The organism is Reichenbachiella ulvae (genome assembly GCF_025833875.1).
Classification (GTDB): domain Bacteria; phylum Bacteroidota; class Bacteroidia; order Cytophagales; family Cyclobacteriaceae; genus Reichenbachiella; species Reichenbachiella ulvae.
On record NZ_JAOYOD010000001.1, the window covers coordinates 4199261 to 4225245 of the forward strand.

Here is a 25985-nt window from a genome sequence, read left to right on the forward strand (position 1 = left end):
GTTTATTCATCTTTTTCTAATCTAAACACCACTCCTCCGCTGAGTTCCGCATGTATGATAGGTATCCGGAATGAGGAACCACCACCACAACCGCCAGTACCACAATAAATACCTGCCCCATTGAATAATAATGGCATGAATAATTTGGCTTGTGCTTTAAACCCTATTCGATCTGTTGGAAAGATTTTTATTCCTCCTCCTAGACCAATTGAGAACCTCATTTGGTTATTGAACTCATTGGATTGTGGGTTATAACTGGTAAGTCCCATTCCAAAAGACCCAAACGGTCTAATTAATTGATCGTATGCCATAGATTTTTCAACCCCCAAATGGAAGTGTTGAATCATCAAATCGAATTTGTGATAATTGATATTGGATCCATATTCGATGGTTTCAGTAACCGTAAATGTATTGTTATATAAGAATTGGATTTGAGTACCCAAGCCAGTGTCATAACCCAACGTCAATCCCCATACTGGTCCATTCTTTACATCTATTTCTCCATCATAAAATTTAGCTTTTCCGCTAAACATGTATCCCCCATATGCGGAACTTTCAAGTGCTTGTCCGTGGATTATTGTAGTAGTAATTACTAATAGTAAAGCAATAAGGTAGGTCTTCATCTTGCATTGATTTTGTTTGATATAAACTTACAAAAAGTTTGATCATAATCTAATCTGACAAGGTTTCTCTTTTTGTTAAGGTTACTATTTGGCAAATCTTAACAATGCTCAGACAAGATTGTTAATAATCACCTTCATTGATTAAATTGATCTTGATTTATCTACCTTTTAATTTTACAATGCATAAGTGCGGAAGACTTCTACTTTTATTGGCTTGTTTAATTAGCGCACCATCATGGGGTCAAAACATTCCAACTATTAAGTCAAAAGACAGTAAAAGCGAATTGACCATTGTTCCTCTTCCGGCGATCGCTTACAACCCGACTAGTGGTTTGTTATTTGGTCTCGCGCCCAGTGCCAGCTGGTATATGGGAGAAAAATCCAATACAAGAATTTCTAGTGCTCTGGGTTCCTTGATATATACCACCAAGAATCAATGGATTCTGACAGCAAAAAGTAATGTCTTTTTAGATGGTGATTCCTGGAACTTGCTGGGAGATTGGCGATTTTTTATTACCTCACAACCCACCTATGGTCTGGGTACTGGCCCGCAATCAGGAAAACCCATAGGTACAGGAATAGAATATGAGGATGGGCTTTTTAGTAAACCTATATCCGATGCTCAGATGATGGAGTTCAATTTTTTCAGGTTTCATGAGACGCTACTAAAAAGAATACAAGATTCTTATTTCTATACTGGATTAGGGTATCACTTTGATAATCATAATAGGATAGAAGATAACCTTTTGGATGTAGGAGCCAATCCTCCACTTTACACCAGTCATTATTCTTATAATTCCGTTAAAGGTATTTCTACAGAAAATTACAGCCTTTCAGGTTTTTCGGTCAACGCACTTTATGACAGTCGAGACAATGCTATCAATCCTTACAGTGGACGCTATGCATTTGCTAATATTCGGGCCAATTATGAATGGTTAGGCAGTGCCAAAAATTCTTCTCTGCTATGGTTAGAGTATAGAGATTATTTCAGTTTGAATAAGAATAGACCCAGGCACATGATCGCAGTTTGGACCTATGGCTGGTTCGTAACGTCGGGCGATGTGCCCTACATGAATTTGCCTGCTCTGGGCTGGGATCAGTTCGGTAGGTCTGGCAGAGCATATACCCAAGGTAGATTTAGGGGTGAAGATATTGTGTATGCCGAGGTGGAATACCGTGTGCCCTTGCAAAGGGATAAAGAGCGTTTTGGTGCAGTTGCATTCGTTAATACCACCTCCGCGAGTAATCGACTAGGAAATATTGACTTGTTTGACTATTTGGATGTGGGTTATGGTGTAGGCTTCAGGTTTATGATTAGCGAAGCGTCAAGGTCTAATCTCAACATTGATTTTGCTTTTGGTGAGTATGGAGCTACAGGTTTTTATTTTGGAATCAACGAGGTGTTTTAATTATGTATAAAATATTTTTCATCACCCTTTTATCAATAGTCAGTTTGAATTCAGTGGCTCAAAAAATCTTGGAACCTTCAAAAATATATGGAGCGGGCGAATGGGTGATAGTGCCAGAGCATGGTTTGGAATTGAAGATTCCCGAAAACTGGAATGGTTATTTGGCAAGAGGAACCGGAATATTCAGGTTGGATTGTGACACTACGGAGGCCTCAGTATTATACTTCGTACATCAGCAGAGCGAATCGCAAATCAAAAGCAATTGGGCCAAGGGTTTTGAGCTAGCAAGTGGCTTGGAAGTAAAACTATCCGATTCGGTCGTTACGACTGAAAGTGGAATGCACGCAAGAGTACACAGTACAGGTTCGGTGAAATCCAGAGGATACCTGCTGGCTAAGTGCGGCAATTTTGGAAATTGCATCACAGCTCTGATGTTTACGCCAGCTGCTTATTTTAAATCATTTGTGAACAGACAGATGGCTTTCCTGGACGCTCTTGCTTTTAGAGAACCTATTGAGCGAAAGGAAGTTTTTGACTGGAGAAAAAACCTGACTGGCAAAATGATCTTCACTTACGAAAGGCAGGGAAGTTCTACACTGGAGGATAAGATATGGCTGGATTATAATTGCTCTTTTAAGAGCAAATCGGACAGGACCGGCATTTTTAAAGGGACGGCAGGCAAATACAAAGGAAAGAAGAAAGGTATCTACACCATCAAAAATGAAACCTCCGAGCAACCTGCTCAGTTGATTCTGGACTTTGACAAGTTGCCATCAATCACCTTCACATTGGAAATCAGAGATCACAAGTACTATATCAACGATCGACCCTTCTTTTACTCAGAGATGTAAAGTATCTGTTTTATGTCTCAACTGATTTGATGCATTTATAGTAAGAGGCCCAATTTTCAGAATAATTGATAAAAATATGCGATATAGCAGGCGTAATATGCAAAAGAATCAGTAAATGCTTGCGTATATTGCAATTGGACTGAAATGCAGCAAACATGACCGATAATTTGCCATTTCCTTTGGATCGGCTTAGCCTGAGGGGAAAAGAAGTAATCTGTAAAAAAGGCGATATCCTTAAAAAACAATTCAGCAGAGTGGATAAATTCTACATCCTGCTGGAGGGTACCGTACATTTTGACCAAAGCCTCCATAGCAATGACAAAGAATTGCTGGCAGGAATGAGTCAATCCCTCTATGCGCCTATCGGTATGGATGCTTTCATTGCGCCCTATAGAAATGAAACTACTGCAAGAGTGGCGTCTGATGAAGCTCGATTGATTGAGTGGGAAACGGCTGTATTGCAGGCTGCTCTCGATGAAGATATCCAATTGGCAATTGCCTTCTTCACCTTTCTCAACAATCACTCACACAAATTTGTAGAAGATACTTCCGAACTTTTCGCTAATACCTCGGCTGCCTTGCAGTCATTGGAGACGGAGACTTCATCTGATGGATATCTGGCTCATATGGAGCGAGATGAAATCGATAAGGTGATTCTATTGCTGCAGTCTCCCTTTTTCGAAGAGTTCGACGAAAAGGATCTGGCTGTACTCGCACAGTCCATGCAGCGTAGAGAATATCTCGTGGGAGAAGTAGTCATCAAGCAGGATGAAGACAAAAAGGGAATTTTTCTACTGGAGTCTGGCGAAGTGCAGTACTCTCGTAAGAATTTCAGTTTAGAAACCAATAAGACTTATAAGGTTCCATTTAGAGCAATATCTACGCCGGGCTATCTGATCAGTTCATCTAGTTTGCTGGGCATCAAGAGTGCCATGACTTCTCATGTCACTAAAGAAGCGGTGATCCTTTATATTCCAGAAGACAATCTGGAAAAGCACTGTAAAGAGAACCCGCAGTTTGCTCTTAGTTTTCAAAAGCGAATTCTTTGGTTGATCAATAACCAATTGCGAGCGGTTCGGACGCGCTTGATCGCTACGCAGTTCAATGAGGAACTACTGGTAGCCAGTACGTTGATCAATAGCAACAGCACGAAATTAACTGTGCACTCTCCGTTGCATGCCGTACCGGTATTGTTAGAAAATAAACTGACCATACCTAAGGCAATAGAGCTCCTGCACGAAACGGAATTGAAAGGCATCGGGCCGGAAAAGAATCTGGCTTCCCTTTGTTTGGACAACTTGCATCAGACGCAGAAAGAATCGAATTTTTATCGGGCGCTTCAGGATATCTACAGCAGTGTGGCAGAGAGCCCGGATGACAAACCTACCGAGGAGATTCAGTTGGATTGTATCAAAGCGAGCCGACAGGCTTTCTCTATTCCATCAATTTATATCAGAGGCCTGGAGAATATGCCTACTGAGCCAGGTTGTATTTTTATATACAATCACTTGCTCAATGAGCCCTATTATACCTTGCCTAACCAGTTTCAGATCACACTGGATTCGCACTATCTGAGCGCCCTGGTCTATGAAACTTACGGTCAGCATGCCCAGCGGGTAGTGAGAATAGGTAAGTCGGAGGAATATGCCCATGAAAACTACTATAGTAAGTTGGGTTTCATCAGCGTACACACCGCAGACTCGGATGCTTTGATAGAAACGAAGGAACAGAAGAAAATACGTCACAATAAGTTCTATCAGGAAATCAAGCAAACGCTGGATGCGGGTAAAAATATCATTATCAGTCCAGAAGGTAGCTCTCATCCTACGGAGCACTCGCCTAGCCATTTCAAATCAGGAATCTTCAGAGTAATCCAGAAATTGGACAAGGAGCCGAAAATCGTTCCTATAGTAATGGCCAATTTTGACAAGCGCATTACTGCGTACAAGTTTGCCTGTGAGATTCAGGAGCCATTTTATCTAAGTGAAAAGATGAAGGAATATGGCAAGGATGACATCAAGGAATTCCTAATGGAATATCAAGATCGATTTAAAAGTAATACAAGAAGTTTGACACAACAGATAGCGAACGAAACAAGCGTACAATTTTTATTCGAAGATGAGATCGATGCATTGATTGCTCGATTGGATAGTAAACAGCAAAATGAACATGTGGCCTTTTTTGGTAGTAGTACCATTAGGCTTTGGGATACATTAGAATCAGATCTGGCTGACAAAAAAGCTCTAAATCTGGGCTTTGGTGGCTCTTCATACCAGTGGTGTCTTTTCTATTTTGACAGACTCTTCGAAAACTTCTATCCAAAGTCCTATGTGCTATATGGTGGAGACAATGATCTGAGCAACGGTCAGTCACCGGAAGATGTGCTGATGAATTTTTCTTTGTTAGTCGAAAAAATCAAGCAACATAGTCCAGGTGCAAGTGTGACGGTGATCTCCGTTAAACCTAGCCCAAGTCGAGAATATCTGCTGAATAAGATCATAGCAACCAACGAGCTGCTAAAAGAATACGTGGATGAAAATGAATTCATGCATTGGATAGAAATCTATTCGCATATGCTTACTGCAGATGGCAGGCCGAGAACGGATCTTTTCGTGGATGATATGCTGCACCTAAATCCTAAGGGATATAAGATATGGAAAGGGCTAGTGAGAGATCAGTTGAAGGACTAATCAAAATAGCCGACAGATTTCACTACTTTGATGCTCTTGTCTTTGATAGTTGACTTTTCTGATTCTACTCCATTTAGGGAATAAAGCTTTTCCAAATCGATCTGGTTGCCACTTCGTTTGGCCAGGTCCTTTAGGTTTTCTTCATCCTTAGCTGCCAATATGGAAATCACTTTTTTGTTTACTAGACTTTTCTCTTTTTCTGTCAACTGGTGAAGCGAGAGGGCTGTTGATTTTACTTCTTCTTTGAAGTCCTCAGGATGAATTCCTATGATTTTATATACCTGATCATTCATGGCGATCCATAGATAATAACTAAAGGTTCTTTCCCCTTTATAGTCTTCGATCGTAGATACCATAAAGGCTGAATGTTGATTGACTTTTATTTCCTCTCCTTTTACGGCAGAGATTCGACTGTTGGATTTGACACGTTCTAAGTAGCGAACTCCATACTCTTCGGGTGTGGATGTGGTATCCTCTATTGTTAGAAACAAGTAGGATTCTTTTTCCTGATCTTTGGCTCCAACTGCATTGTATTGATTGAGATACTCGTAGTTGGCGGGAAAAACAATGCTAAAATCAATGGTAGGATGTAAGAATAAGCTATCGACAAATAGGCCCTTATCTGGATTTTCGTCAAAAGTCAACCCCTCCAAAAGAGGCAATATGGGCTGTTTATGCATTTCATTTTGGCTCCAATCCAAAGCATCTACTATGTGAGACAGGTCACGAACTCGATCGGGTGTATAAGGATGCGAGCTGAAATAATCTTTCTTTTCTTCCTCCTCAGTTCGAAGAGACTCCCACTCGCTAATTCGTGCCAGAATAGGGCTAAGTGCATTGGGATCAAAACCAGCTCGTGCTGCCAGTCTAGCTCCTAGTTGATCGGCTTCTGATTCGTGTTTTCTGCTGTACTTAGAGACAAAAAAGCTAGAGCCAATGGCTATAGGTGCATTGATTATTCGACCGACTTGTTCTCCTGCAACAGCACCAATCACCATTCCCGGAATCTGAAGTAGGGCAGGAATCATTTTTCTTTTCATCTGTCGAATGGAGTGTCTTTTTTGGACGTGTATAATTTCGTGACTGATCACGCAAGCGAGTTCGTCCACATTGTTGACCAAAGCCAGCAAACCGCGGGTCACATACACATAGCCCCCTGGCAGAGCGAAAGCATTCGGAATGGGATCGTCCAATATTTTGAATTGGTATTGGAAGGGATTGCTGTGTAGATGGTCAGTCAACCTTTCCCCAATTTCATCTAGATAGGCATTGAGTTTTTCATCTTCATAGACACCCAGCATCAATTCTACTTCGGCAGATCCTCTTTTGCCCAAATCCTGATCATAGCTGGTAGGCTGGGCATAAGTGACCTGTATGCCTAACCATGCGATAAATATCAAATAACTAATTCTGGGCATGCCATTAATTTCAGAATGATGAAATACTAAGTGTACTGGTCTCAATATATCAAAAATCCGGCCATTATCCTTCTTCAAATTGTCTCTACCTGCCTTAACCAATTAGGATTTTAGATAATCAAGATAATTTTGAGAGCTTCTCTTCCAGAACCTTTTCAGCCATTTCATATCCATAGTCGATCATTTCGTTGGCACGATCAAATTCTAATGTGCCGCACTTGTTTCTAGGGATATCGATCAGAATATCGGGGCGATGGATTTTCATCTTTTGTGCTGCGATGGTGTTTTGCATGGAATTGAAGGACTGATCTAGAATATAGTAAAGGTCCCACTCTTTCTTGGTTTCTTTTTTACCCCAATCCAGCCTCTCGAGGAATTCGTTGTATTTTTTGAAAAAGAAAGAGTCTTCATCTTCATCCTCTTCTTTATCATCTAATTCTGGGAGGGGTTTACCTCCAAGATTAACAGCGATCATCATATCTGTCTCATCATTTGCCACAGGCTCTGTCGGAGTGGGATTGAGTATCCCTCCATCTATCAATGGCCTACCGCTATGTTCGAAGGGAGTAAAAAACAAGGGTAATGATATAGAAGCACGAATCGCATCATTGATGGGGCCAGAGTTGATCCAAACTTCCTCTTCCTTGGCTATATCAGCCGCCACAGCTGTAAACTTGATATCTAGTTCTTCGATATTTTTACTACCAATGATTTCATTGATCGCCGACATGATTTTATCTCCTTTGACAAATCCATCCTTGGATAGCACAAAGTCCATCATAGAAAAAACATCTTTGCGATCAAAGCTTCGAATCCAGGTTTCAAAACCCTGAAGTTGACCGGCTGCATATGCCCCCCCAACTGCAGCACCGATCGAACAAGATGAAATGGATTTGATCTCATAGCCATGTTCTTCTAACCAGTGTATGATGCCGATATGGGCCAGCCCTCGTGCACCTCCACTTCCCAGCACTAGCGAAATAGTTTTACTCATTTATGGTTTATTTTTCGATCAGCCAAACTTATAGAAAGGCAAGGAAAATCCTACCAGAAATCTCCAGCGCTCCCATATTACATCCACTCTCTCTGCCTCATTTGTATCATCTCCTGGCAGATTTACCACTTTGCCAATCGACTGGGTACCTCTAGAATATACAGATCCTATAGTGACCTCTATTTTATCAAGATTGAGCATGAACCCTCCTCCATAGTGATAAACATTGGAGCTAAAAATGGAGTTCTCAAAATTGTCTGTAACTAATCCCAGGCTGTTATTAGAAACTTGGTCTAGTGTGGAATGATCGCTGGAGCTACTTAGGTAGCCTTTTAATTTGTCCAGAATGGAAAACTGGACTCCCACGCCCCAATTGATGACAGAGGAGCGTTCATCAAATAGGCGATCTCTAACCACTAAAGTTCGACTGGTGGTGGGAGACTTTTGTGCCTCGAAGGGTTCTGGAACCATCATGTAATACTTGTCAATTTTATCGAACCACTCAGCACTGGCATGTATCGTTACAGCCCCAAGATCATAGGCTGCACCTACACCTATCGACCAGGGAGTACGATATTTCGTTTCAATATCTGAGGTACTGTTTTTGATTAAGCGGCTGTCATTGGTGTTGTCGCCATCCTCGTCTAGATCAAAACCTGCCAGAACCTCATCGAATTCTGATTTACCACTGGAGATGAGATTGATATAAGGTGTAGTTACTGTCAAACCGACACTTAAATTCTTATGTTCGTAGCTCGCTCCCAATTTGAAAACCAAACTTGTGGCAGAGAGGTCTTTCTTACGTGTACGTTCATAGCTGGCCACTTCGCTGCTGTCATTACTCATCCCATCTTCAAACAATTGATAGACTCTCTTTTGATTGAATACAGAAGCAAAAGAGGATAAACCCACGCTGAATTTTTCGTTGATTGCATAGGCCCAGGAGCCACCCATCCATTCGTCTGAGATACTTTTGCTAGTGACAAAATCCACATATAAGGTCTCTTCCCCGGGCCAACTATTGGTATACTCATATTGGAGTTCAGATTTCATACCCAGACTATAACTCATTTGCTGGCGGGAAAGAAAGGCGTAGGCAAACTTGTGATTAGGGAGAAAAGGCACTTTGAAACTCCCGGCTGCTAGTGTTGGAGCATTACCAAATACAGATTGATCCAAATCGGCTTTTTCAACTCCATCTTTAACTCTAAGTGAACTGTATTGGTAAGCCTTGGCACTGATCAAAAAGGTAGGGTCATCTTGCAAAGCCAATCTGGCAGGGTTATAGAAAGTAGCACCTAGATCGTCCACACTGCCGATGACATTGCCTCCCAGAAGCATGGACTTGTTCCCAAATTGTTCGGTCCAGTAGTGGGCATCTTGTGCTTTTGCCACTGGTTGCCAAAGAAAAATAATAGTCAATAAGCTGAGCAGGTATTTCATTTTTGAGGCATGGTTTTTAATGGATATAAAAATAGTCCATTCGGATAAGCCATAAAGAAACTGAACAAAATTCTTCACTTTAGGTATTCATTTTGTCATGTACAGGTGTAGTTTTACAATTAGTAACTTAACCAATTCAATAAGCATGAAGATTGAACTAATCCTAAAATCAATAGGAGGGCTATGTGTCATCCTATTTTTGTATTCCTGCCAGACCAATCAAGCCTCCAACTTATCAGATACTGAAATCAATGAAAAGACGGTTCAGGAGCCAACTAGTCTTTCTTCCAAACCCACAGAAAAGATAGAAACAAATGAAACGCAAGAAGTAGCTGTTCTTGATTTTTATTTGACTCCTTCTAGAAGCGAAGAACTTGTTCAGGAAACCGGACGGTTGTTGATAGATTTTCTTGAGAAAGAAACCTCTTATACTTTTCGATTGAAAGTACCCGAAAACTACGAGGAGATGCTGGAATCTTTTTCTTCTAATGAAGGGGATGTAGCCTTGATGAATTCATCCAGTTATATCAAAGCGCATGATCTCTATGGCGCCCAGGCTAAACTAAGAGCTGTCCGCTACGGTCGATCCAGTTATTTTGGACAAATAGTTGCCAATGCAGACAAGGGAATCTCATCCATAAAAGACCTGGCAGGGAAATCTATGGTGTATACCGATACCTTATCTGCCTCTGGATATTTGTTTCCTAAAAATATTATCGAAAAGAATGAAATAGAGTTAGGCAATGTCGCATTTGCTGGGACACACGATCGAGTGATCAAAATGGTGTATAAAGGAATAGCAGATGCTGGAGCTACCTACTATTCTGAACCTGCGACTGATGGAACAATCAGAGATGCCAGATCTCGATTGGTCGAGGAGTATCCCGATGTAGAATCAAAAGTTAAAATCCTGCAAGTGACTGATCCTATTCCGAACGATCCGGTGGTTTTTGCCAAACACATCAGCAAGCAGATGAGTTTTGATATTTCTCTTGCCATCATCAAGTTTATGGAAACCGAGGTTGGAAAAAAGGCAATGAATGAGCTTTATTCGATCGAAGGTTATGTAAGGTGTAGCGACAGTGACTACAACGTGTTAAGAGAGGTGTTGCAATAAAAAACCCAACTGATTCATTCAAACCAGTTGGGTTCTTGTAGGGATTAATTCACAATGAACTTAGTCGATTGTAGCCCCATACCCTTTTGATTAACATGTATGAAGTAAATCCCTTTTGATAGACTGGCTGAGCTTAAGTCAAGCTCTACAGAATTTTTTGTGAATTGGCGAGGGTTAATTTCCGATTCATAAACTAGCTGTCCTGCATGGTTTCTGATTTCCAAATCAACAGGACTTGAAGCAGCATTTGCAAGAGTCAAATGCAATTGACCATTGACCATTGGGTTAGGGTATACCAGCAGTTTCTCCTTAGGTTTCGATGGAGTTGCAGATAATACTTCCTCTTCCTGTATTCTTAGGTTGTCGATGGCCCATCCCCATCCAGTTACACTTTCATTACTCACCAGTTTGAATCGAATTATGATTTGATCTCCGGGGGAGAAAAAATCGGTGAGCGTAATGCTGCGACGTTTCAGGGCAGCACTGGTAGGTGTCGTACCAGCATCGAATAGTGCTTGCCAATCCGCATCTTTAGAAGCATCATACCTTTCGGTTATCTCTACCCAATCCACCCCATCGATTGAGGCTTCCACTACTGCATAGTCGTTGATTGGTTCGATCAATACGATTTCATCAAATTCGATTTTATTCAAAACCGGGTCTGAGCTAACAATGATTGGACTATTGAGTGTATAGCTGTACTTAGCATCATTGTCATAGTCTCCAAAGGTCCACATCGATCTTCCTCTAAGCCCAGCACCGGAGATCGTAAAACCATTCCCAAAGAAATCATCCGAGAAGTCATCAAAGTCATTGGAATAACCAGTAAGAGCTGTTACAAAAGTCGGGATTTCAATGGCAAAATAATCTGAAACATAGGGTTGGCCATCGAGATAGCTAACCAGATTAAGCTTGCTATCTAAAGATAAATTACCTGATAAACTCCATTCGAAACCACCTGGATTTTTAGGCTGAGTCTCCTTATCCAGTGCATTTCCATCGATCATGACAAAAATGGAATCTACCTCAGATGAAAGCGTATAATCCATATTGAAAGAGCTACCATCCAAAGAAAAACTCAATTGGTCGATGACAGGATTAAAGCCTTGTCGAGGCAGGTCATCCATGGTGACAGACCAAATACCTCGACCATGCGTTCCCACTACAATCTGATCATCAATATTTCGAATTTCCCAAACCGATACGGGTGGAAAATCAGAATCTAAAATATGCCAGCTGCTTCCATCATCCGTTGACTCAAATATGCCGATTTCAGTTCCAGCCCAGAGGGTAGATGTTTCGTGAGGTAATACGAGCAAGTCATAAACCGCTACATCAGGAAAACCTGAATTACTCTCTTCATTCAACCCAAATCCTGAAATATCGATCCAGCTTTGTCCCAAATCTTCTGTTTTAAGAATTTTCGGATCATCTGCGAATGAAAAAAGTACAAATGCTGTCGAATCTTCAGTTGGATGGGTTGCGAGTCCGGAGATTTGACCCAACATCTCATCATATATAGAAGTAGGAGTAAAAGTTTCTCCACCATCCACAGATACATGTAAGCTTTCACCACTGGTCATGGCGGACCCTGCCCAGACGATGTTATTGTTGGCTTTTGAAATTTTCACATCAATAAAGGTTCGTAAGGACCACTGATCTGAAATTGGGGAGAGAGCCCAACTTGCTCCGAAGTTGTTGGACTTCCAAACTCCTGAGGCACCCACTGTATATACGGTGTAAGGGTCAGATTTTACATTTTCCAGTTTGGTAATAAAAGGGGCGTCATCTTCTATATCCGTAAGCCCTGAGGTAGATTGACTGAAACTTGCCCCGCCGTTTGTAGAGCGATCAATATAATTGCTATACACAGAGCTTAATAGTAATTCTGGATCTACGTAGTTCCAGACTACTCCAAATCCATCACCTCCATTGGCACGGGCGTATGCAGCTGTGCTGCTTCCCTCTTGTCCACTTCTGGTCATCCAGGTCCCATTATCTTGAGCTCCCCCTATGTACCGACTTTCACCTGGCGCCTTGTCTACCGCATAAAATTGCGTGGTATTATAGCCTGACCCGGCAAAATCCCAATCGCCATCGATAAAACCAGGATTGGTACCAACCCCAGATTTATAAAGGCCTCCATCGTTGGCAATGATGATTTGAAACTCCTGATTTGCCTCGTCAGTGATGATCGCTTGTATGTTGTGGTTATCAGGATGAACACCTTCAGTAACTGTGGCTCCCTGAGTTTGGCTAAACTGGTTTTTACCAGAGTATTGCTGATAGGCATCTGTTAAATTCTGTCGTGATTTAAACCTTTTCGTTATTTTATCAAACGTCAATTCAAATGAAGATTCAGGAAGATTGTTTGGGTCCCAAGTTCCACCGGCAGCTAGGAAAGGCCAAAAAAAGTACATATCCTGAATTTCATGTCCGCCATTTACTGCGATTTCTGCTGAAGGTGTAGTCGCGTTATAATTGACTTTATGAACATATAGGTATTCTCTGGAATGACTACTGGCATCCCCATCAGTATTTTGCTCGATCAAATTGAACTTACCATCTCGTTGCTGATCTCTAAAAGACACCATTAACTGTTGGTTGTTGTCTGTATCCCATACTTCGAAGGGTACTTCGACATAGTCTTTATAACTATAATTAGCCGCAGGTACACCAGCCCCTTCTCCAACTGGGACTTCAAATCGATGAGCCATTTGACTAGCCCCGTTTCCAAACCGAACTTCAATAGAAACCAAATCGGAACCACCAACAGAACCAAAAGCAATTTTTCCGTCATATACGTCTCCGCTATCAAAACTGGTTAAATCGAAGAATGATGATGTGTTATTTTCGTTTGCTCCCAAAAACTGTGGGTCACCAGACTCAACTCCCTCTTCCACATCGAACAAGAATAGATTGACGCCTCCTACATATACCTTGTCTTTGTCAAATGGGTGAGCCATTAGCGTATTGTCGTACCAGCCTTGACCACCGAGGAAATCTACATCTGATAAAGTGACTTCTGTCATCACATTCCAGTTGTCAGCGGCATCATCCGAAATATATAGATCAGCACCGGTACCAGAGACAGATCCTTCTACTGAAGCAAAAATTCTATTGGGGTCAACTGGAGATATTGCCAATTCTATTCTTCCATCAGCAAGCAAACCTACACTTGCGTTTGTCCAGTTATTACCTTTGTCTATAGATTTCCAAACGCCACTGCCTCTAACAGCAACATATAAAATATCGAAATTGGTCGGGTCCGCGATAATTTGTTGAGCGTATCGATCCGTAGTGAGTACCTTAGTCCAATTAGCACCCCCGTCAGTAGATTTGAAAACCCCAGAGTTGAAAGAGGAGGCGTAAAGCGGATCATTGCTATTGGCACACAGCAATGTGTTTTCATCGTTTGGATCCACCACTATTCTGTTTACCATTTGAAAGTCTTCATTTGAAGCAGTTGAAGCAAGTTGTGTCCAACTTTCCCCTCTATCAATGGATTTATAGATTCCATTGCCTTTGATCATTCCTCCAGAGGCACCCCATCCTTCACCTGTTCCGGCATAAATTATATTGGGATTGGAAGCTGCAAAAGCCATACTGGATATGGCTAGATTGGTCATTCCAGTGGAGGCACTTCTCCATGATTCACCAGCATTTTCACTGATCCATATTCCCCCTCCGACTGCTCCCGCAATCCAATGATTCGGGTCATCAGGGTCAATTACAAAGGCCCGTGTTCTTCCCGGTACGTTTCCGGGCCCTCTCTCATCGAAATCATAGGGGGCGGCTTTTGTTCTGGCAGCAAATACCTGCTTGTTCATTTGAGTCTTATTTAACTCACTTTGCAAGTAGTTCATTTTGTAACCAGGTCCACTCTCACCTTCCCTTGTTTTCAGGGCTTGTTTCAGGGCTAAATATTTATTGGGCTTGTCAGCCTTTTTAAAATTTGGGTCCTGATGTTTTTTCTTCTTGGCCTCATATTCGTTGTTCCATATCTCCTGTCCAGTTAGAGATGGATTCGAATTTTCTTGCATTACTCCACAGGACTGATTCAAAAAGTAGACAGCAATGCTCAGAGTGAAAAGGCTAAAACCAATAAGTAGTAAATGTTTATTCATTGTTTTTTGGGTTGTAGGCAGTTTTTCTTTTTGTGCTTAAATCGATGAGGTAGGTGTGATTGGTAGGTTCCTTCATTTCTATGCCAGGCTGGTCCTTGATCAGCAACTTCGAATCAGAATACCACTTGACAAAACCATCCTTTACAGATGATTGAAAAATAATTTCCTGTTTATCGGTTTGACAAACAACAAATTTGGTAACGACTGGACGAGGTGATGTTATTGTGGTACTACAGAGTAAAAAAGTACTGTCCTGATTGTAAAATTCCTGATAGCTTACCCCTAGTATTGCTTCAATAGAGCTTTGTAAGGTAGTTTCTTTCTGGCTTGGTGGCTTTTGGTTTTTGCATGAGACAATTAGGCATAGTACCACTATCGACCAAATGGTATATTGGAATTGCTTCATAGTTTGGTGTTAAAGTTGTTTGGAATTGACTTCCGACCTCAATGATAATACATTTTTAGAACGAAAGGATGTCGCGGAAAGTGCCTAGCTCATTTCTTCCCATCTTTTGATGATTTCATAAGCATCAATCTGGGCATTGTACAATCGCTGACCTTTTACTTTTTTGATGGGGATGTTGTTAATATCCTGGTCCAGCATGACGGCTTTGGTATTGTCCTTCAACTGAATCTTTAGTAGTTCTTTCACCTGGTTTTTAAGTTCCTCATTTCTAATAGGAAATTTCACTTCGATACGACTTTTTAAGTTACGCTTCATCCAGTCAGCTGAGCCCATATACAATTCATCGTCACCGTTATTTTGGAACCAAACGATGCGGCTATGCTCCAAGAATCGACCCACGATTCTACGGATTCGAATGTTCTCACTCATACCAGGCACTCCTGGGACTAAACAGCAAACACTCCGGATGATCATATCAATTTTTACGCCTGCTCGACTCGCTTCATACAGCTTATCGATCATGCCACGTTCCTCCAGGTTGTTGAGTTTGACAATGATTCGAGCCTCGTTTCCATTTTTTGCATGAGCGATCTCCCGATCTATTCGTGCCACAAAACCATCAATAATATTGAATTGGGAGACAAGCAGAGAATTGAATTTTCCTGGCTCTTTTCTTTTGTACAGAAATTTGAACAGGTCATCAAGTTCTTCTCCCATATCCTTATCACAGGTCAAAAGGCCATGATCTGCATAGATAGAGGCTGTTTTTTCATTCAAGTTGCCTGTCCCGAAGAAGCAATAATTTTTGATCATCCCCGTTTCAGTCTTCTTTTTGACTAGGGCTACCTTGGCATGAACCTTCAATCCTGGGATGCTGTAGATGATTTTAACACCAGCTTTTTGCATTCTTTCTGCCCAGCGTAGGTTATTTTCTTCATCAAATCGTGCCTTCAGTTCCATAAATACCGTCACCTTCTTCTCATTTCTGGCGGCACTCATTAGGGCATTTCCAATAAAAGAATCGGAAGCCATACGGTAGAAGGTAACTTTGATTTCACTCACGTGAGGATCGATGGCAGCTTGATTAAAAAACTGCAGGATGTAGTTATAGCTGTGGTAAGGAAAATGCAGCATATGATCCTCCTCATCGATGGCCGAAAAGATAGAACGGTGACGGTCAATCTTTCGATTGCGAAGAGGTTTTAAAGGTTCAAACTCTATGCTTCTTCCTATTGGATTGGGTAACTGAAAGAAGTCAAAAAGACTATGATAATGTGCACCAGATACCAGATCCTCGTCCATCAAATCAAAGGCTGACTTCAGATATTCCAGTAGATCTTTGGACATGTTTCTGTCATAGAGAAATCTAGAAGGGACCCCCAGGTTTCTCTTTTCTATTTGTCGTTGAATTTTTTCGACCAGATCTCCGCTAAACTCATCTTCAATATTCAAATCAGCATCTTTGTTCATCTTGATGCTTTGGCATTCCAGTATATCATAATCAGGAAAAATGAAATCCAGATTCATTCGAATAATGTCATCCAAAAAGATATAATGAAATTGGACGTTAGGAGACGGGAGTTGAAAAAACCTGGAGAGCCTATTTGAGGGGATATTCAAACAAGCAAAATCAATGTTGCCAGAAAATTTGTTTTGAATGCGGAGGGCAAAATAAAGCTCCCGATTGTTTAGAAAGGCATCTCGGCTTGAAATCCCAAAAATATAAGGCTGAAGAAATGAGAGCACTTTGGTCTTGAAATAATAAAGACAGGCTGACTTTTGGTCATCATTGAGTTGCTCAGGTGACAATATGAACACACCATTTTTTTCTAATTCGAGCAATACTTTATAGCGAAGTGTCTCGGTAAACTCTTTCAGGTGCTCTTGAACCCGAAGGTGGATATCTTTTAAAAGATCTTTTGGATCATAGTCCAGCGCCTTGTTGATTTTCTTTTTATCGAGTTTGATGTAGCTACGAAGGTTGGCTACTCTCACACGAAAAAACTCATCTTGATTGGAAGAATATATGGCTAAAAACTTAAGCCGCTCGAACAGGGGAACGTCCGGGCTTTGGGCTTCTTTGAGCACCCTATAGTTGAAAGTGAGCCAACTCAGGTCCCTATCGTAATAGATATTTTCTGTATTGTTGGTAGTGTCGGTGCTTTGGTTTTCCAATTGGACTTTGGCTTTTTTAGTGTAGGTGTGAATTTATCCAAAAGCCAATTGAATTTGAAAGAAGGGTGATTATCATTTCATCATCTGGCCAAAAAACATAAATCCAGATGTATGCATCAAAAAAACCCCTGAGAATGATCTAGGGGTTACAAGTTCTTTTAATCAAGGTATGATTATTCTTCTTCTTGCGTCTTTTTAAAATCGATGAAAGAAACTGCTGCACCGAAGGCAACAATGCAAATAAAAATGTTGACAAAAAGGTTTACTCCGTCTGTAACCGCTGGATTTAACATAATGCTCTAGTTTTATTTCTAAGGCGAAGTTAAAGAAGAATCTACAAATCCTTTAAAAGATCACTTTAAAAGTTCGGTATAGCGAAAGCAATCTATCGAATGATCGTTGACCAGACCAGTCGCTTGCATATGGGCATAGATGATCGTACTACCGACAAATTTGAACCCCCGCTTTTTTAGATCTTTGCTCAGAGCATCTGATTCGGCGGTAGTTGCAGGCACTTCGCTCATAGATTTCCAATGTCCTACGATTACCTTATGATTTACAAAGCCCCATATATAGTTGTCGAAGGACCCAAATTCCTTTTGTATCTCAAGAAAGCATCGTGCATTGGTGACGGCACTCCTTATTTTCAGTTTGTTTCTGACGATTCCTTCGTATTGAATGAGTTCTTGAATCTTCTCTTCTGAGAATTTAGCTACCTTTTCTACATCGAAATCAGCGAAGGCCTGACGGTACCCTTCCCTTTTCTTAATAATTGTACTCCAGCTGAGACCCGCCTGTGCACCTTCTAAGATGAGAAATTCGAAGTGCGTTTTGTCATCGTGTACAGGGACTCCCCATTCCTCATCGTGGTATTTTTCATAAGCCTCAAAAGAGTTCTCCGCCCAGCCGCATCTTTTTTTACACATTTGTAGAGTGTTTATCTCTGGTACTTTAATTTCAATAGATCTAAGTTTCAATTTCGAAAGAAAATCATTCTCTTTGGCCTGCTGATGAAACAAAAATTTCACTTCTTTTTATTCATGACCCTTGGTCTGCTCTTAAGCAGCTATGGCCAGGTTGAGGCTCAGATGGTAGGTGCAGACGCTATGCAGTTCAAGGAGCTAGTTTATCACGACAATCTTCCTAAATACTTACTTTCTACCAAAACTGCTGTGCTGGTCTCCACCCCGAGATCGGAGGAGGATCCAAGGTTGCGTTCCAATTGGAAGGAACTTTCTGAGTTTGCGCATAAGTATTTTCGACAAATGAAAATTGATGCGATTGCCTATTACTATCTGGATGATGTATTTGCCAATGTGCGCCAAAATGAAATCTTTTATACTGAGATGGCCGAAAGAGAGATCAAATATTTGATTCTCTTGGATCAAAAAAGAGTGGAATTGGATAGTGGTACCACCAATTATTACAGGATTACGGTCACTTCGTTCAATGATGAATCAAGCTTCGTTTCGCAAGGTCAAAACGCATGGAAAATAGAAGGCTATAATCTCATGGATTTGCTGATCGAGATGAACAAAGATGTAGTCAGGGCAGAGATGGAGATGTCTAACTATTTGATCCCAGAGTTTCCAGAGTTTTTTAATTCTACTAATATCATTGGTGGTAGACGCATTCCGACTTATGCCATGGATTTGAAGGTGGAGACCCTAGTAGTACCCCGATTCAAAAAGCTGATGGTAGAGGACAGCTCTTCTGTAGACCAGGCTTACCTATCTGAGGTGGCAAAATACAATCGTGAAGTGGATCGAAAAAATCGAAAACTGGAACAGATCATGGAGACTTACAGTCCCCTAAAGTATAAATTGACAGACGAAGTGACTGCAAAGGCCATCTACAACGACGGACACCAATTTGCTCTAATGCGAATAGATGGCACAGGAAAAATGATTCGTGAATCCTTAGGGTATGAGACCAATACGGGAGAGACGGACTATGTTACACTTAAGGCTGGGCTTGGGGGATCATATACCTATCCCCTTCCTGTAGATGCTGTAGTTAGCAAATATTATGTGCAGCATGTCTTCACCAAAGATGTGTATGTGGGTCTCAAATGGGATGCGGATTTGACATGGGAGGAAGCCCTTCAAAACTTCATCTTTCATATGAAAGATATATTAAGAGTAAAATGAACTATTTGATTTCAGTTCGTTTATTCTGGTGATTCAGTGTATCTTAGTATTCAATCAGTTATTTATTAATGAAAAAAATTGTTCCATTTGGTTTGTTTATCCTGTTGAACCTCTGTCAGTATGTGCTTTATGCACAGGCAGATGAGTCGACATTTAGTGTTGGAGATCAAGTCCCGAACTTCACAGGAGTAGATCAATTTGGGAATGATTTTATGCTTTCGGAGCAATTAGAAAAAGGGCCTGTCGTTCTCATGTTTTACAGAGGTTATTGGTGTCCCTATTGCAACAAGCAACTCTCTGAAATGCAGGATTCCTTAAAATTTATCAGCGAAAGAGGAGGAGCTGTGGTAGCAGTGACCCCAGAACAACCAGAGTATATAGAAGAGACGGTCAATCAAACCGATGCTTCATTCAAAATCATCCACGATAAGGATTTACAAATCATGAAATCTTTTGGGGTGGCTTATAAAATGGAAGATGCTTTGGTCAAAAAATACAAAAGAAACGGTCTCGATGTAGCCCAGACTAATGGAGACAATGGTACTTATCTACCTGTACCCGCTACATATATTATTAATTCCGACGGTAGCATTTTATTTGCTTTTTATGATCCCGATTATAAAAAGCGTGCTACAGTAAGTAAGATTCTTAAAAATCTTTAATCAAGCAATTATGTTAAGTCCATTACAAATTGAGAAGCAAACACATTTTTTCAACATTCTAGACTTTGATCGCAGTGGTACTATAGAAAAAGAAGACTTTGAAGCCATAGGTGAAAATCTCTGTATCGTTAGAGATTTTGATATGGATACAGAGGCCTACGATACGGTGATGGGAATGACCACATCGATCTGGGGTCATTTGCTTCCCTTTGTGGAAGGAGACCATGGTACTCTGGATCAGTGGCTCAAATTCATGTCTTCCCTGTTAGATCCTAGCAACATAGAAACATACAAAAAGTATGTGTTGAATTTCACCTCTACCTTGTTCAAACTCTTTGATTTGAACGATGATGGTTACATTTCTCAAAATGAATACATAGATCTTTTTATAGGTCTTAGAATAGAAGTTCGTTTTGCACCGAAGGCTTTTCGTGCCTTGGATGATAACAAAGATGGGAAAATCTCTCATGATGAGTTAGTTCGCTCAGTGGATCAATTCTTCCGAAGCAACAAGCAAGAAGCTTTGGGAAATTGGCTATTTGGTTCATGGGAGCCGGAAGATGATTAAGATCATCTTTCTGGCCTTCTTTGTGTAACAATTATCACTTTTATCGGTTCGAAATCCTGCTAGATTGAATCATTGTTCACTTAAATCTCAAAACAATGAAATCTAACATGGGAACCCTGGATAGGGTCATTCGAATTGTCGTGGCATTGGTGCTGGGCATCTTGTACTACTTTGGAGTTATCTCAGGTATTTGGGCTACCATTCTGATTGGTCTGTCAGTGATTTTTATTCTGACTAGTCTGGTGAGTGTTTGCCCTTTGTATCTACCATTTGGTATCAGTACTTGTTCAAAAAGGGAAAAGCTATCAAAATAAGATAGGAGAAAACGGATTCTTATCAGAATCCGTCATCTTCTTCCTCATCGTCTTTTTCTTCCTCATTCGGAGGCGTGTCTTCTTCTATTATTTCATCAAAGGTATCGGCGTGTTCTTCTTCGAAGGTATTTAGGTCCTCGGTTTCGTCTTCGATGGTTTCATAGCTCTCTTCCTCCTGTACTTCCAGATGTGCTCCATCAGGGAAGGACAAATTGTATTGATCGTCTATGTTATAATATTTTCTTCGGAAACCATCTATAAAGTCTGTTACCTCAAATTCATCTCCCAATACGGTCGTGTATTCGCCAAATCCTATCTTAGCCACAGTGGAGTGTTCAGCCACTAGATTGTTGAATTCCTCATTGGCGGAATATAGCAATAGTCGACCCCCTTTGTAGCTGAAGTAATACCAGGTAGATGGCGAAAACTGGAAGAAAAGCTGTACTACGTCCTCCCCTTCCTCATCTTTAGTGATTTCCATAAAACCTTCAGTCGCTGCATTGAGGTCCACATCTTGAATGTTCGACAAACCAATCATAGACGTATTGTACCAAGCGTGATAGTCAGAAGACCATTTGAGATCAATATCAGAAATCAGCAGTGTTTTCAAAAGACTATGACTGGCACTATACAGTGGTGTATAGTCGTTGAGCAATTTTTCTTCATAATTGAGAGCTGCTTGATCTCCGACTATATTGGCTAACTTGATCATCAATGATTCATCGTTGTTGTGTGCAGCATGAGGCCCCAGACGCTCAATCATATCCAGGATATCAGATGTCATCGTGGCAATCAACTCCTTGTGCAGATCCATATGAATTCCTATCATGGCATTCATTTCATAGGTGCTGGAGTCCGGTAAACCTTCCCCAACTATCGAAGTGGTCAAATTGAATTTGTCCCTATTTCTGATCAAATCTAGTTTTCCATCAAAATTTAACTGACCTGTTCGATCGTTATAGACGAAGGATTTACCTGAAAAACCTTTCAGGCTTCTTCTATTGGCTTGCTGAATTTTGAATTCTTTCTTATCCAGGTCATAGGACAGAATACCTTTGGCCGGAAAGAAATATTCGTCTTCCAAATTGTTTCTGGGCCTTCCGATGGCCATATAGATATCCGAAGTAGTTTCATCTATTAATAGACCCGCAGTTACATCTTCACCTTGCTCTGTTCTGGAGTCCTCTATTTTCAGCTCGACATCTGCTGTGTCTCCGGGCGTTTCGTAGCTGATCCAATAATCATATCGGCCCTGACTTTCCATATCCAGACTCACAAAACCCTTTTTGGCCAAAGATTTTTGATCTGCATACATGGTCACATCACCTTTGAAATAGAAACCGGGGGAGATTCGGATGTTTTCACCATCAGTAATGGTACCACCTGAAACTGTCATGGTTTTAATTTTTCCATCTGGTCGTTTCAGCTCCTTCAAGTCGAAACTCGCGAATTCAATGGCAAAGGTGTCCTTAGCGGTGTTTACCAATTCGTAAGTAGCGCTACCAGTAAATTTATTTCTTGAGATCACGGTTAAGTTCCCATCGAAGAGATTGTGATAACCATTGAGTGTATCGATTTTCAGTTTGGCGTTGTTGAAGGGTTGCAAAACCGCATTTTCCAGGATGGTTGTTTCGTTGTTGTCCGGAATGATCTCGGCATCTGCTACTCTAATGAATGGAATCCCTTTGATGTTGAGATCATAGCTATCCATATGATAGATAGCTTCTGTAGCACTAAAGGCAAGTGAATCCAATTCTTCTCGGGTAGTGTAAAAATAGGAGTGATCGATATCGATATAGTCAGGTTTCGACATGACTACTTTAGCAGAGTCCAGATACCAAACAGCATCAGGTATGGAAGTTTTCATCTGCGCGTAGGGAAAGCTGATCGCAGCTACACCTTGCACCTCTGGGTGCACGTTGGCAATGTTTTTTACCAAATCGAAATGAACGTCGAGATCACTACCAGCCATCGCAGGCTTTTCGGGATTATCTGTTAAAATCTCGAAATCTGAATGCTGCCCGAAGTATTCATATTGACTAAACTGAAATTCTTCAGATTCGGTCTTCGACCCTCTGGTTAGCATTTCACCCGAACCATATACCCCATTAAGGGTAATGTTGGCCTTACCATCGAGTGTGGCTGTGGCATTGTAAAACTCAAATGGAGCGGCCGTATTTTCGACATACATACTGTCCTTTCTGGGTCGCCATAGCATTTTAAAATTTGTGAGTTTAGCTTCAGGATAGCTGGCTTCTTCTACCTGACCTTCTCGAATGAGCCCATCTTGACCTACTGCAGAAACAGAATCCATGTAAAAAATGAATTCGTCAGAATAGACAGTAGTAGTTCTAAAATCGATTCGGCCTGATGCTCTTAAACCTCCCGAATTGAGAGTGATGGATCCATAGAGCTTTCCTTCACCCTGATACAATTGGTATCCTTCTTCGGGGATTTGGTGTTCAAACCCCAGAGATTTATCGGGCATGATTCTAAGGGTCTCCTTGAAGGTCGGAAAGAACCCTCCTGAATAGAAATCACCTTCGAAACCAATGGCGCTTACTTCACCTAGATTACTACTATCCATTTCGAATGGAGGTACAATGAAATAAATAGATCGGTCGTATGCCCCATTCAGAATGTCCTTTTTGTCGAAATATACGATGGCCTCAGAGTCGGATACAAAGTAGGGGTATTGACTGTACTTCCTTAATCCCGCCTTATTTTTTGGATGGTTGATATAGAGCGTACCAGAGGTCAATTCCAAGTGGTTACTTAGCTCTTCTTTTTGCGAGTTGTTCTTTTCATGAAAATCAACCTGAATATTGATCGAATCGATGTGGGGCATCTCTACCAGATAGGCATCATAGTTAAAGCTGGTTTCTTTACCATGGTAACGATAGGTACCCGCATTGACCATACCGTTGAACTTCATCCCTTTGTTTTTGGTCAAAGACAAAAGACTGCTATCCGGTTCGATGTATACCTCTGTATCTGGAGTGATGTTGACTCGGCGAACGCCTCTTACGTCCATTACTCCCTCATCAAAATGTAGCGTGGCATTCGATCCTTTGGAAGGCGAAACTGAGCTGATCAAGAAGCTGTCATAGTCTTTCAACTTATTGTATGACATTTGGTAGTGATAGGCCTTTCGGAGTACGGTGATCTGACCCGATTCCTTGTCATAGGTGATATATTGGTTTTGCTCTAGAAACACTGCAGCTGCATCAGCCAATTCCAATTTGATTTGGTAGGCATCTACCAGCTCCAGAACATTGAATTTCGAATCCTGGATCTTACGCGAATATTGGACGACCAGCATGATGGGGTGGAAACCAAATAAACCGGTCATTTTTTTGTATCGTATTTCGTTGAAGTAATCCTCTGATTCGAAAAGAGCAGGTACACGGTTAGCAGCATTGAGAATCTTTAGGTCCAGATAGGAAGAGTCCAGGTTCCACTGAATCATGTCCGTTTGGAATTCCATTTTGAAGAAGGACGAATAATAGTAAGTATGTTTATATCCTCCTGGATCTTTTAGCAGGGTCAATTTCGAAATGGCTGCATCATAATTGACTCCCACTGCCGGATGATAAATAGAATCAGATTGGTGATATAGCACAATGGAGGACCGATTGGCGGTGATCAATGAATCTTGAAATTCGTACTCATAGGATCTACTTGTAAAACTACGGTCTTCCGGGGCAGTCACAGTCAGGGTGGACAGATCCTTGGAGATAGATCTTCCATATTTACGAGCTCCTTTCATGGCAAATCCTCCTACATACTTGATGTTGTCTCCAGGAAGCTTTAACTCAATATCTGCTTTATTCGAAGTAAATACGGGATACATTTTCTCATCCGTTTTTCTTCTTTTTCCACTTTTGAAGTAAAAAACACCTGGCACAGGATTGTCAAACATCTGAGGATAGGTCATTTCAGCTCTTGCTGTTTTGATGGCAGGCTTGTTTGTGTCAAAAGAAAAGCCATTGAGTTTAACTACAGCGCCATCGGTACCTTGAAGATCATCTGGCCAGTCGATCTCACCACTGGTTCCTACGAATTTTTGATCCTTGATCAAAAAACTACCTTTTACATTTTTGATGGTGAGTGTGTCATAGGGAGTGGCGATTTTAAATTCCATGCCCGTAACTTCGATGACTGGCCCTCCAACAATCGGATCTATGTCATTGGATTGAGCCAGCGCCACTAGATCCGGTTTTTCGAAAGCATAAAGCTTTCTTTCATAGGTTTCTTTTTGTTCTGGTTCGTCCTCAATAAACCCACCGTCATCCACACTGTCCCAGGTCGAATCGTCATTGCCGCCCCAGCTGTCGTTTCCCCAGCCATCATCCGCACCCCAATCGTCCGCTGTATCCCAGCTGTCGTCACTTCCCCAATCATCAGATGCCCAACTGTCATTTGCAGCTTCATCCACATTTGGGAGTGGTTCATCTTCGACAATAAATTCTTCTTCAGGCTCATCTTCTTCCACGACCTCTTCGGTCAGTGGATTGCTGGGTGCTGCAGCTTCTTCTTTTAGAGCAATGGTAAATGTGCCTCCTTTACTTTTAAGCTTGTTGTAATGAGAGTGATATAGCGTGCCCTCTGCGAAAAAGTAAGCCATGTTTTTGTAGAGAGTAATGATCTCATTTTTCTCGTAAAGGTCAACTGCATGATGGCAGATGTTGAGTACTTCAGAAAACTGATCATTGGTCAGACCTTCTTGCTCGTGAGCATGAGTAATCAAACTAAAAAACAAGGTATAGTATGGCCTAGTTGATAAGCGACGATCATCCATTTTGGTACAGATGGCAATCAGCGAGGTTTTTTGATCATCAGTGATTTTGCTGTCCCAGATGTTCTGAAAATCATAGGCAATTTTGTCCGTCTGTTCACTTTGGAGTGCGCGGAGATTTCGTACCACATCTACAGCAAAGCTATCTGGCTGTGGGGCAAAGCCAAAGTATTGGGCTGCCGCCAGATGCGTGCCTAGGGTACATAGCAGAACGAGAAATAAACACCTGTTTTTGAACAT

At 41.3% G+C, this 25985-nt stretch carries 17 protein-coding genes; 8 read left to right on the forward strand and 9 right to left on the reverse strand.

What is annotated here, in order from left to right:
• Positions 1-2: 2 nt before the first annotated feature.
• Positions 3-623, reverse strand: coding sequence for an outer membrane beta-barrel protein (locus tag N7U62_RS17075; protein WP_264139264.1), 621 nt, complete (start codon positions 621-623; stop codon positions 3-5).
• 179 nt (positions 624-802) lie between these two features.
• Between N7U62_RS17075 and N7U62_RS17080 the strand changes: the two genes are divergently transcribed.
• The 3 genes from N7U62_RS17080 (at position 803) to N7U62_RS17090 (ending at position 5573) form a co-directional block, all read left to right on the forward strand.
• A complete protein-coding gene (locus N7U62_RS17080; protein WP_264139265.1) occupies positions 803-2032 on the forward strand; it encodes a BamA/TamA family outer membrane protein in 1230 nt (409 codons plus the stop codon).
• Between the two features lie 2 nt (positions 2033-2034).
• Positions 2035-2883, forward strand: a complete 849-nt coding sequence (locus tag N7U62_RS17085) for a hypothetical protein (RefSeq protein ID WP_264139266.1) — start codon at positions 2035-2037, stop codon at positions 2881-2883.
• 155 nt (positions 2884-3038) lie between these two features.
• On the forward strand, positions 3039-5573 hold the full coding sequence (locus tag N7U62_RS17090) for a GDSL-type esterase/lipase family protein (protein WP_264139267.1): 2535 nt from the start codon (positions 3039-3041) through the stop codon (positions 5571-5573).
• Here N7U62_RS17090 and N7U62_RS17095 read toward each other — a convergent pair.
• The 3 genes from N7U62_RS17095 to N7U62_RS17105 form a co-directional block, all read right to left on the reverse strand.
• Positions 5570-6991 carry a M48 family metalloprotease gene (locus N7U62_RS17095; protein WP_264139268.1) on the reverse strand — a complete coding sequence of 474 codons (1422 nt, stop codon included), beginning with the start codon at positions 6989-6991 and terminating at the stop codon, positions 5570-5572. The genes N7U62_RS17090 and N7U62_RS17095 overlap by 4 nt on opposite strands.
• Positions 6992-7109: 118 nt before the next feature.
• The gene (locus N7U62_RS17100; protein WP_264139269.1) at positions 7110-7985 is read right to left on the reverse strand and encodes a patatin-like phospholipase family protein; all 876 of its coding nucleotides are present in this window, start codon (positions 7983-7985) and stop codon (positions 7110-7112) included.
• An 18-nt stretch (positions 7986-8003) separates the two neighbouring features.
• Positions 8004-9428: a hypothetical protein gene (locus N7U62_RS17105; protein WP_264139270.1), complete on the reverse strand. Its 1425-nt coding sequence runs from the start codon at positions 9426-9428 to the stop codon at positions 8004-8006.
• 145 nt (positions 9429-9573) lie between these two features.
• Between N7U62_RS17105 and N7U62_RS17110 the strand changes: the two genes are divergently transcribed.
• Positions 9574-10545, forward strand: coding sequence for a phosphate/phosphite/phosphonate ABC transporter substrate-binding protein (locus N7U62_RS17110; RefSeq protein ID WP_264139271.1), 972 nt, complete (start codon positions 9574-9576; stop codon positions 10543-10545).
• Positions 10546-10589: 44 nt separating this feature from the next.
• On the opposite strand, the gene N7U62_RS17115 is transcribed toward N7U62_RS17110, so the two are convergent.
• From N7U62_RS17115 to N7U62_RS17130, 4 genes are all read right to left on the reverse strand, one after another.
• Entirely contained in the window at positions 10590-14672 is a 4083-nt protein-coding gene (locus tag N7U62_RS17115) for a T9SS type A sorting domain-containing protein (protein ID WP_264139273.1), read from the reverse strand.
• Positions 14665-15078: a hypothetical protein gene (locus N7U62_RS17120; RefSeq protein ID WP_264139274.1), complete on the reverse strand. Its 414-nt coding sequence runs from the start codon at positions 15076-15078 to the stop codon at positions 14665-14667. The genes N7U62_RS17115 and N7U62_RS17120 overlap by 8 nt, the downstream gene beginning before the upstream one ends.
• Positions 15079-15162: 84 nt before the next feature.
• Positions 15163-17253 carry a polyphosphate kinase 1 gene (gene ppk1, locus N7U62_RS17125; protein WP_264139275.1) on the reverse strand — a complete coding sequence of 697 codons (2091 nt, stop codon included), beginning with the start codon at positions 17251-17253 and terminating at the stop codon, positions 15163-15165.
• 353 nt (positions 17254-17606) lie between these two features.
• Positions 17607-18179, reverse strand: a complete 573-nt coding sequence (locus N7U62_RS17130; protein WP_264139276.1) for a DNA-3-methyladenine glycosylase I — start codon at positions 18177-18179, stop codon at positions 17607-17609.
• Positions 18180-18263: 84 nt separating this feature from the next.
• On the opposite strand from N7U62_RS17130, the gene N7U62_RS17135 reads away from it, so the two are divergent.
• From N7U62_RS17135 to N7U62_RS17150, 4 genes are all read left to right on the forward strand, one after another.
• The gene (locus N7U62_RS17135) at positions 18264-19403 is read left to right on the forward strand and encodes a hypothetical protein (RefSeq protein ID WP_264139277.1); all 1140 of its coding nucleotides are present in this window, start codon (positions 18264-18266) and stop codon (positions 19401-19403) included.
• Between the two features lie 68 nt (positions 19404-19471).
• A complete protein-coding gene (locus tag N7U62_RS17140; protein WP_264139278.1) occupies positions 19472-20065 on the forward strand; it encodes a peroxiredoxin-like family protein in 594 nt (197 codons plus the stop codon).
• A gap of 10 nt (positions 20066-20075) precedes the next feature.
• Complete coding sequence (locus N7U62_RS17145; RefSeq protein ID WP_264139279.1) at positions 20076-20633, forward strand: EF-hand domain-containing protein; 558 nt, start codon at positions 20076-20078, stop codon at positions 20631-20633.
• Between the two features lie 95 nt (positions 20634-20728).
• The gene (locus N7U62_RS17150) at positions 20729-20947 is read left to right on the forward strand and encodes a YgaP family membrane protein (RefSeq protein ID WP_264139280.1); all 219 of its coding nucleotides are present in this window, start codon (positions 20729-20731) and stop codon (positions 20945-20947) included.
• A gap of 22 nt (positions 20948-20969) precedes the next feature.
• On the opposite strand, the gene N7U62_RS17155 is transcribed toward N7U62_RS17150, so the two are convergent.
• Positions 20970-25985, reverse strand: coding sequence for a hypothetical protein (locus N7U62_RS17155; protein WP_264139281.1), 5016 nt, complete (start codon positions 25983-25985; stop codon positions 20970-20972).

Coding starts and splice junctions, on each gene's coding strand:
- N7U62_RS17075 (WP_264139264.1), bottom strand. CDS start 623: ATGAAGACCTACCTTATTGCTTTACTATTAGTAATTACTACTACAATA.
- N7U62_RS17080 (WP_264139265.1), top strand. CDS start 803: ATGCATAAGTGCGGAAGACTTCTACTTTTATTGGCTTGTTTAATTAGC.
- N7U62_RS17085 (WP_264139266.1), top strand. CDS start 2,035: ATGTATAAAATATTTTTCATCACCCTTTTATCAATAGTCAGTTTGAAT.
- N7U62_RS17090 (WP_264139267.1), top strand. CDS start 3,039: ATGACCGATAATTTGCCATTTCCTTTGGATCGGCTTAGCCTGAGGGGA.
- N7U62_RS17095 (WP_264139268.1), bottom strand. CDS start 6,991: ATGCCCAGAATTAGTTATTTGATATTTATCGCATGGTTAGGCATACAG.
- N7U62_RS17100 (WP_264139269.1), bottom strand. CDS start 7,985: ATGAGTAAAACTATTTCGCTAGTGCTGGGAAGTGGAGGTGCACGAGGG.
- N7U62_RS17105 (WP_264139270.1), bottom strand. CDS start 9,428: ATGAAATACCTGCTCAGCTTATTGACTATTATTTTTCTTTGGCAACCA.
- N7U62_RS17110 (WP_264139271.1), top strand. CDS start 9,574: ATGAAGATTGAACTAATCCTAAAATCAATAGGAGGGCTATGTGTCATC.
- N7U62_RS17115 (WP_264139273.1), bottom strand. CDS start 14,672: ATGAATAAACATTTACTACTTATTGGTTTTAGCCTTTTCACTCTGAGC.
- N7U62_RS17120 (WP_264139274.1), bottom strand. CDS start 15,078: ATGAAGCAATTCCAATATACCATTTGGTCGATAGTGGTACTATGCCTA.
- N7U62_RS17130 (WP_264139276.1), bottom strand. CDS start 18,179: ATGTGTAAAAAAAGATGCGGCTGGGCGGAGAACTCTTTTGAGGCTTAT.
- N7U62_RS17135 (WP_264139277.1), top strand. CDS start 18,264: ATGAAACAAAAATTTCACTTCTTTTTATTCATGACCCTTGGTCTGCTC.
- N7U62_RS17140 (WP_264139278.1), top strand. CDS start 19,472: ATGAAAAAAATTGTTCCATTTGGTTTGTTTATCCTGTTGAACCTCTGT.
- N7U62_RS17145 (WP_264139279.1), top strand. CDS start 20,076: ATGTTAAGTCCATTACAAATTGAGAAGCAAACACATTTTTTCAACATT.
- N7U62_RS17150 (WP_264139280.1), top strand. CDS start 20,729: ATGAAATCTAACATGGGAACCCTGGATAGGGTCATTCGAATTGTCGTG.
- N7U62_RS17155 (WP_264139281.1), bottom strand. CDS start 25,985: ATGTTCAAAAACAGGTGTTTATTTCTCGTTCTGCTATGTACCCTAGGC.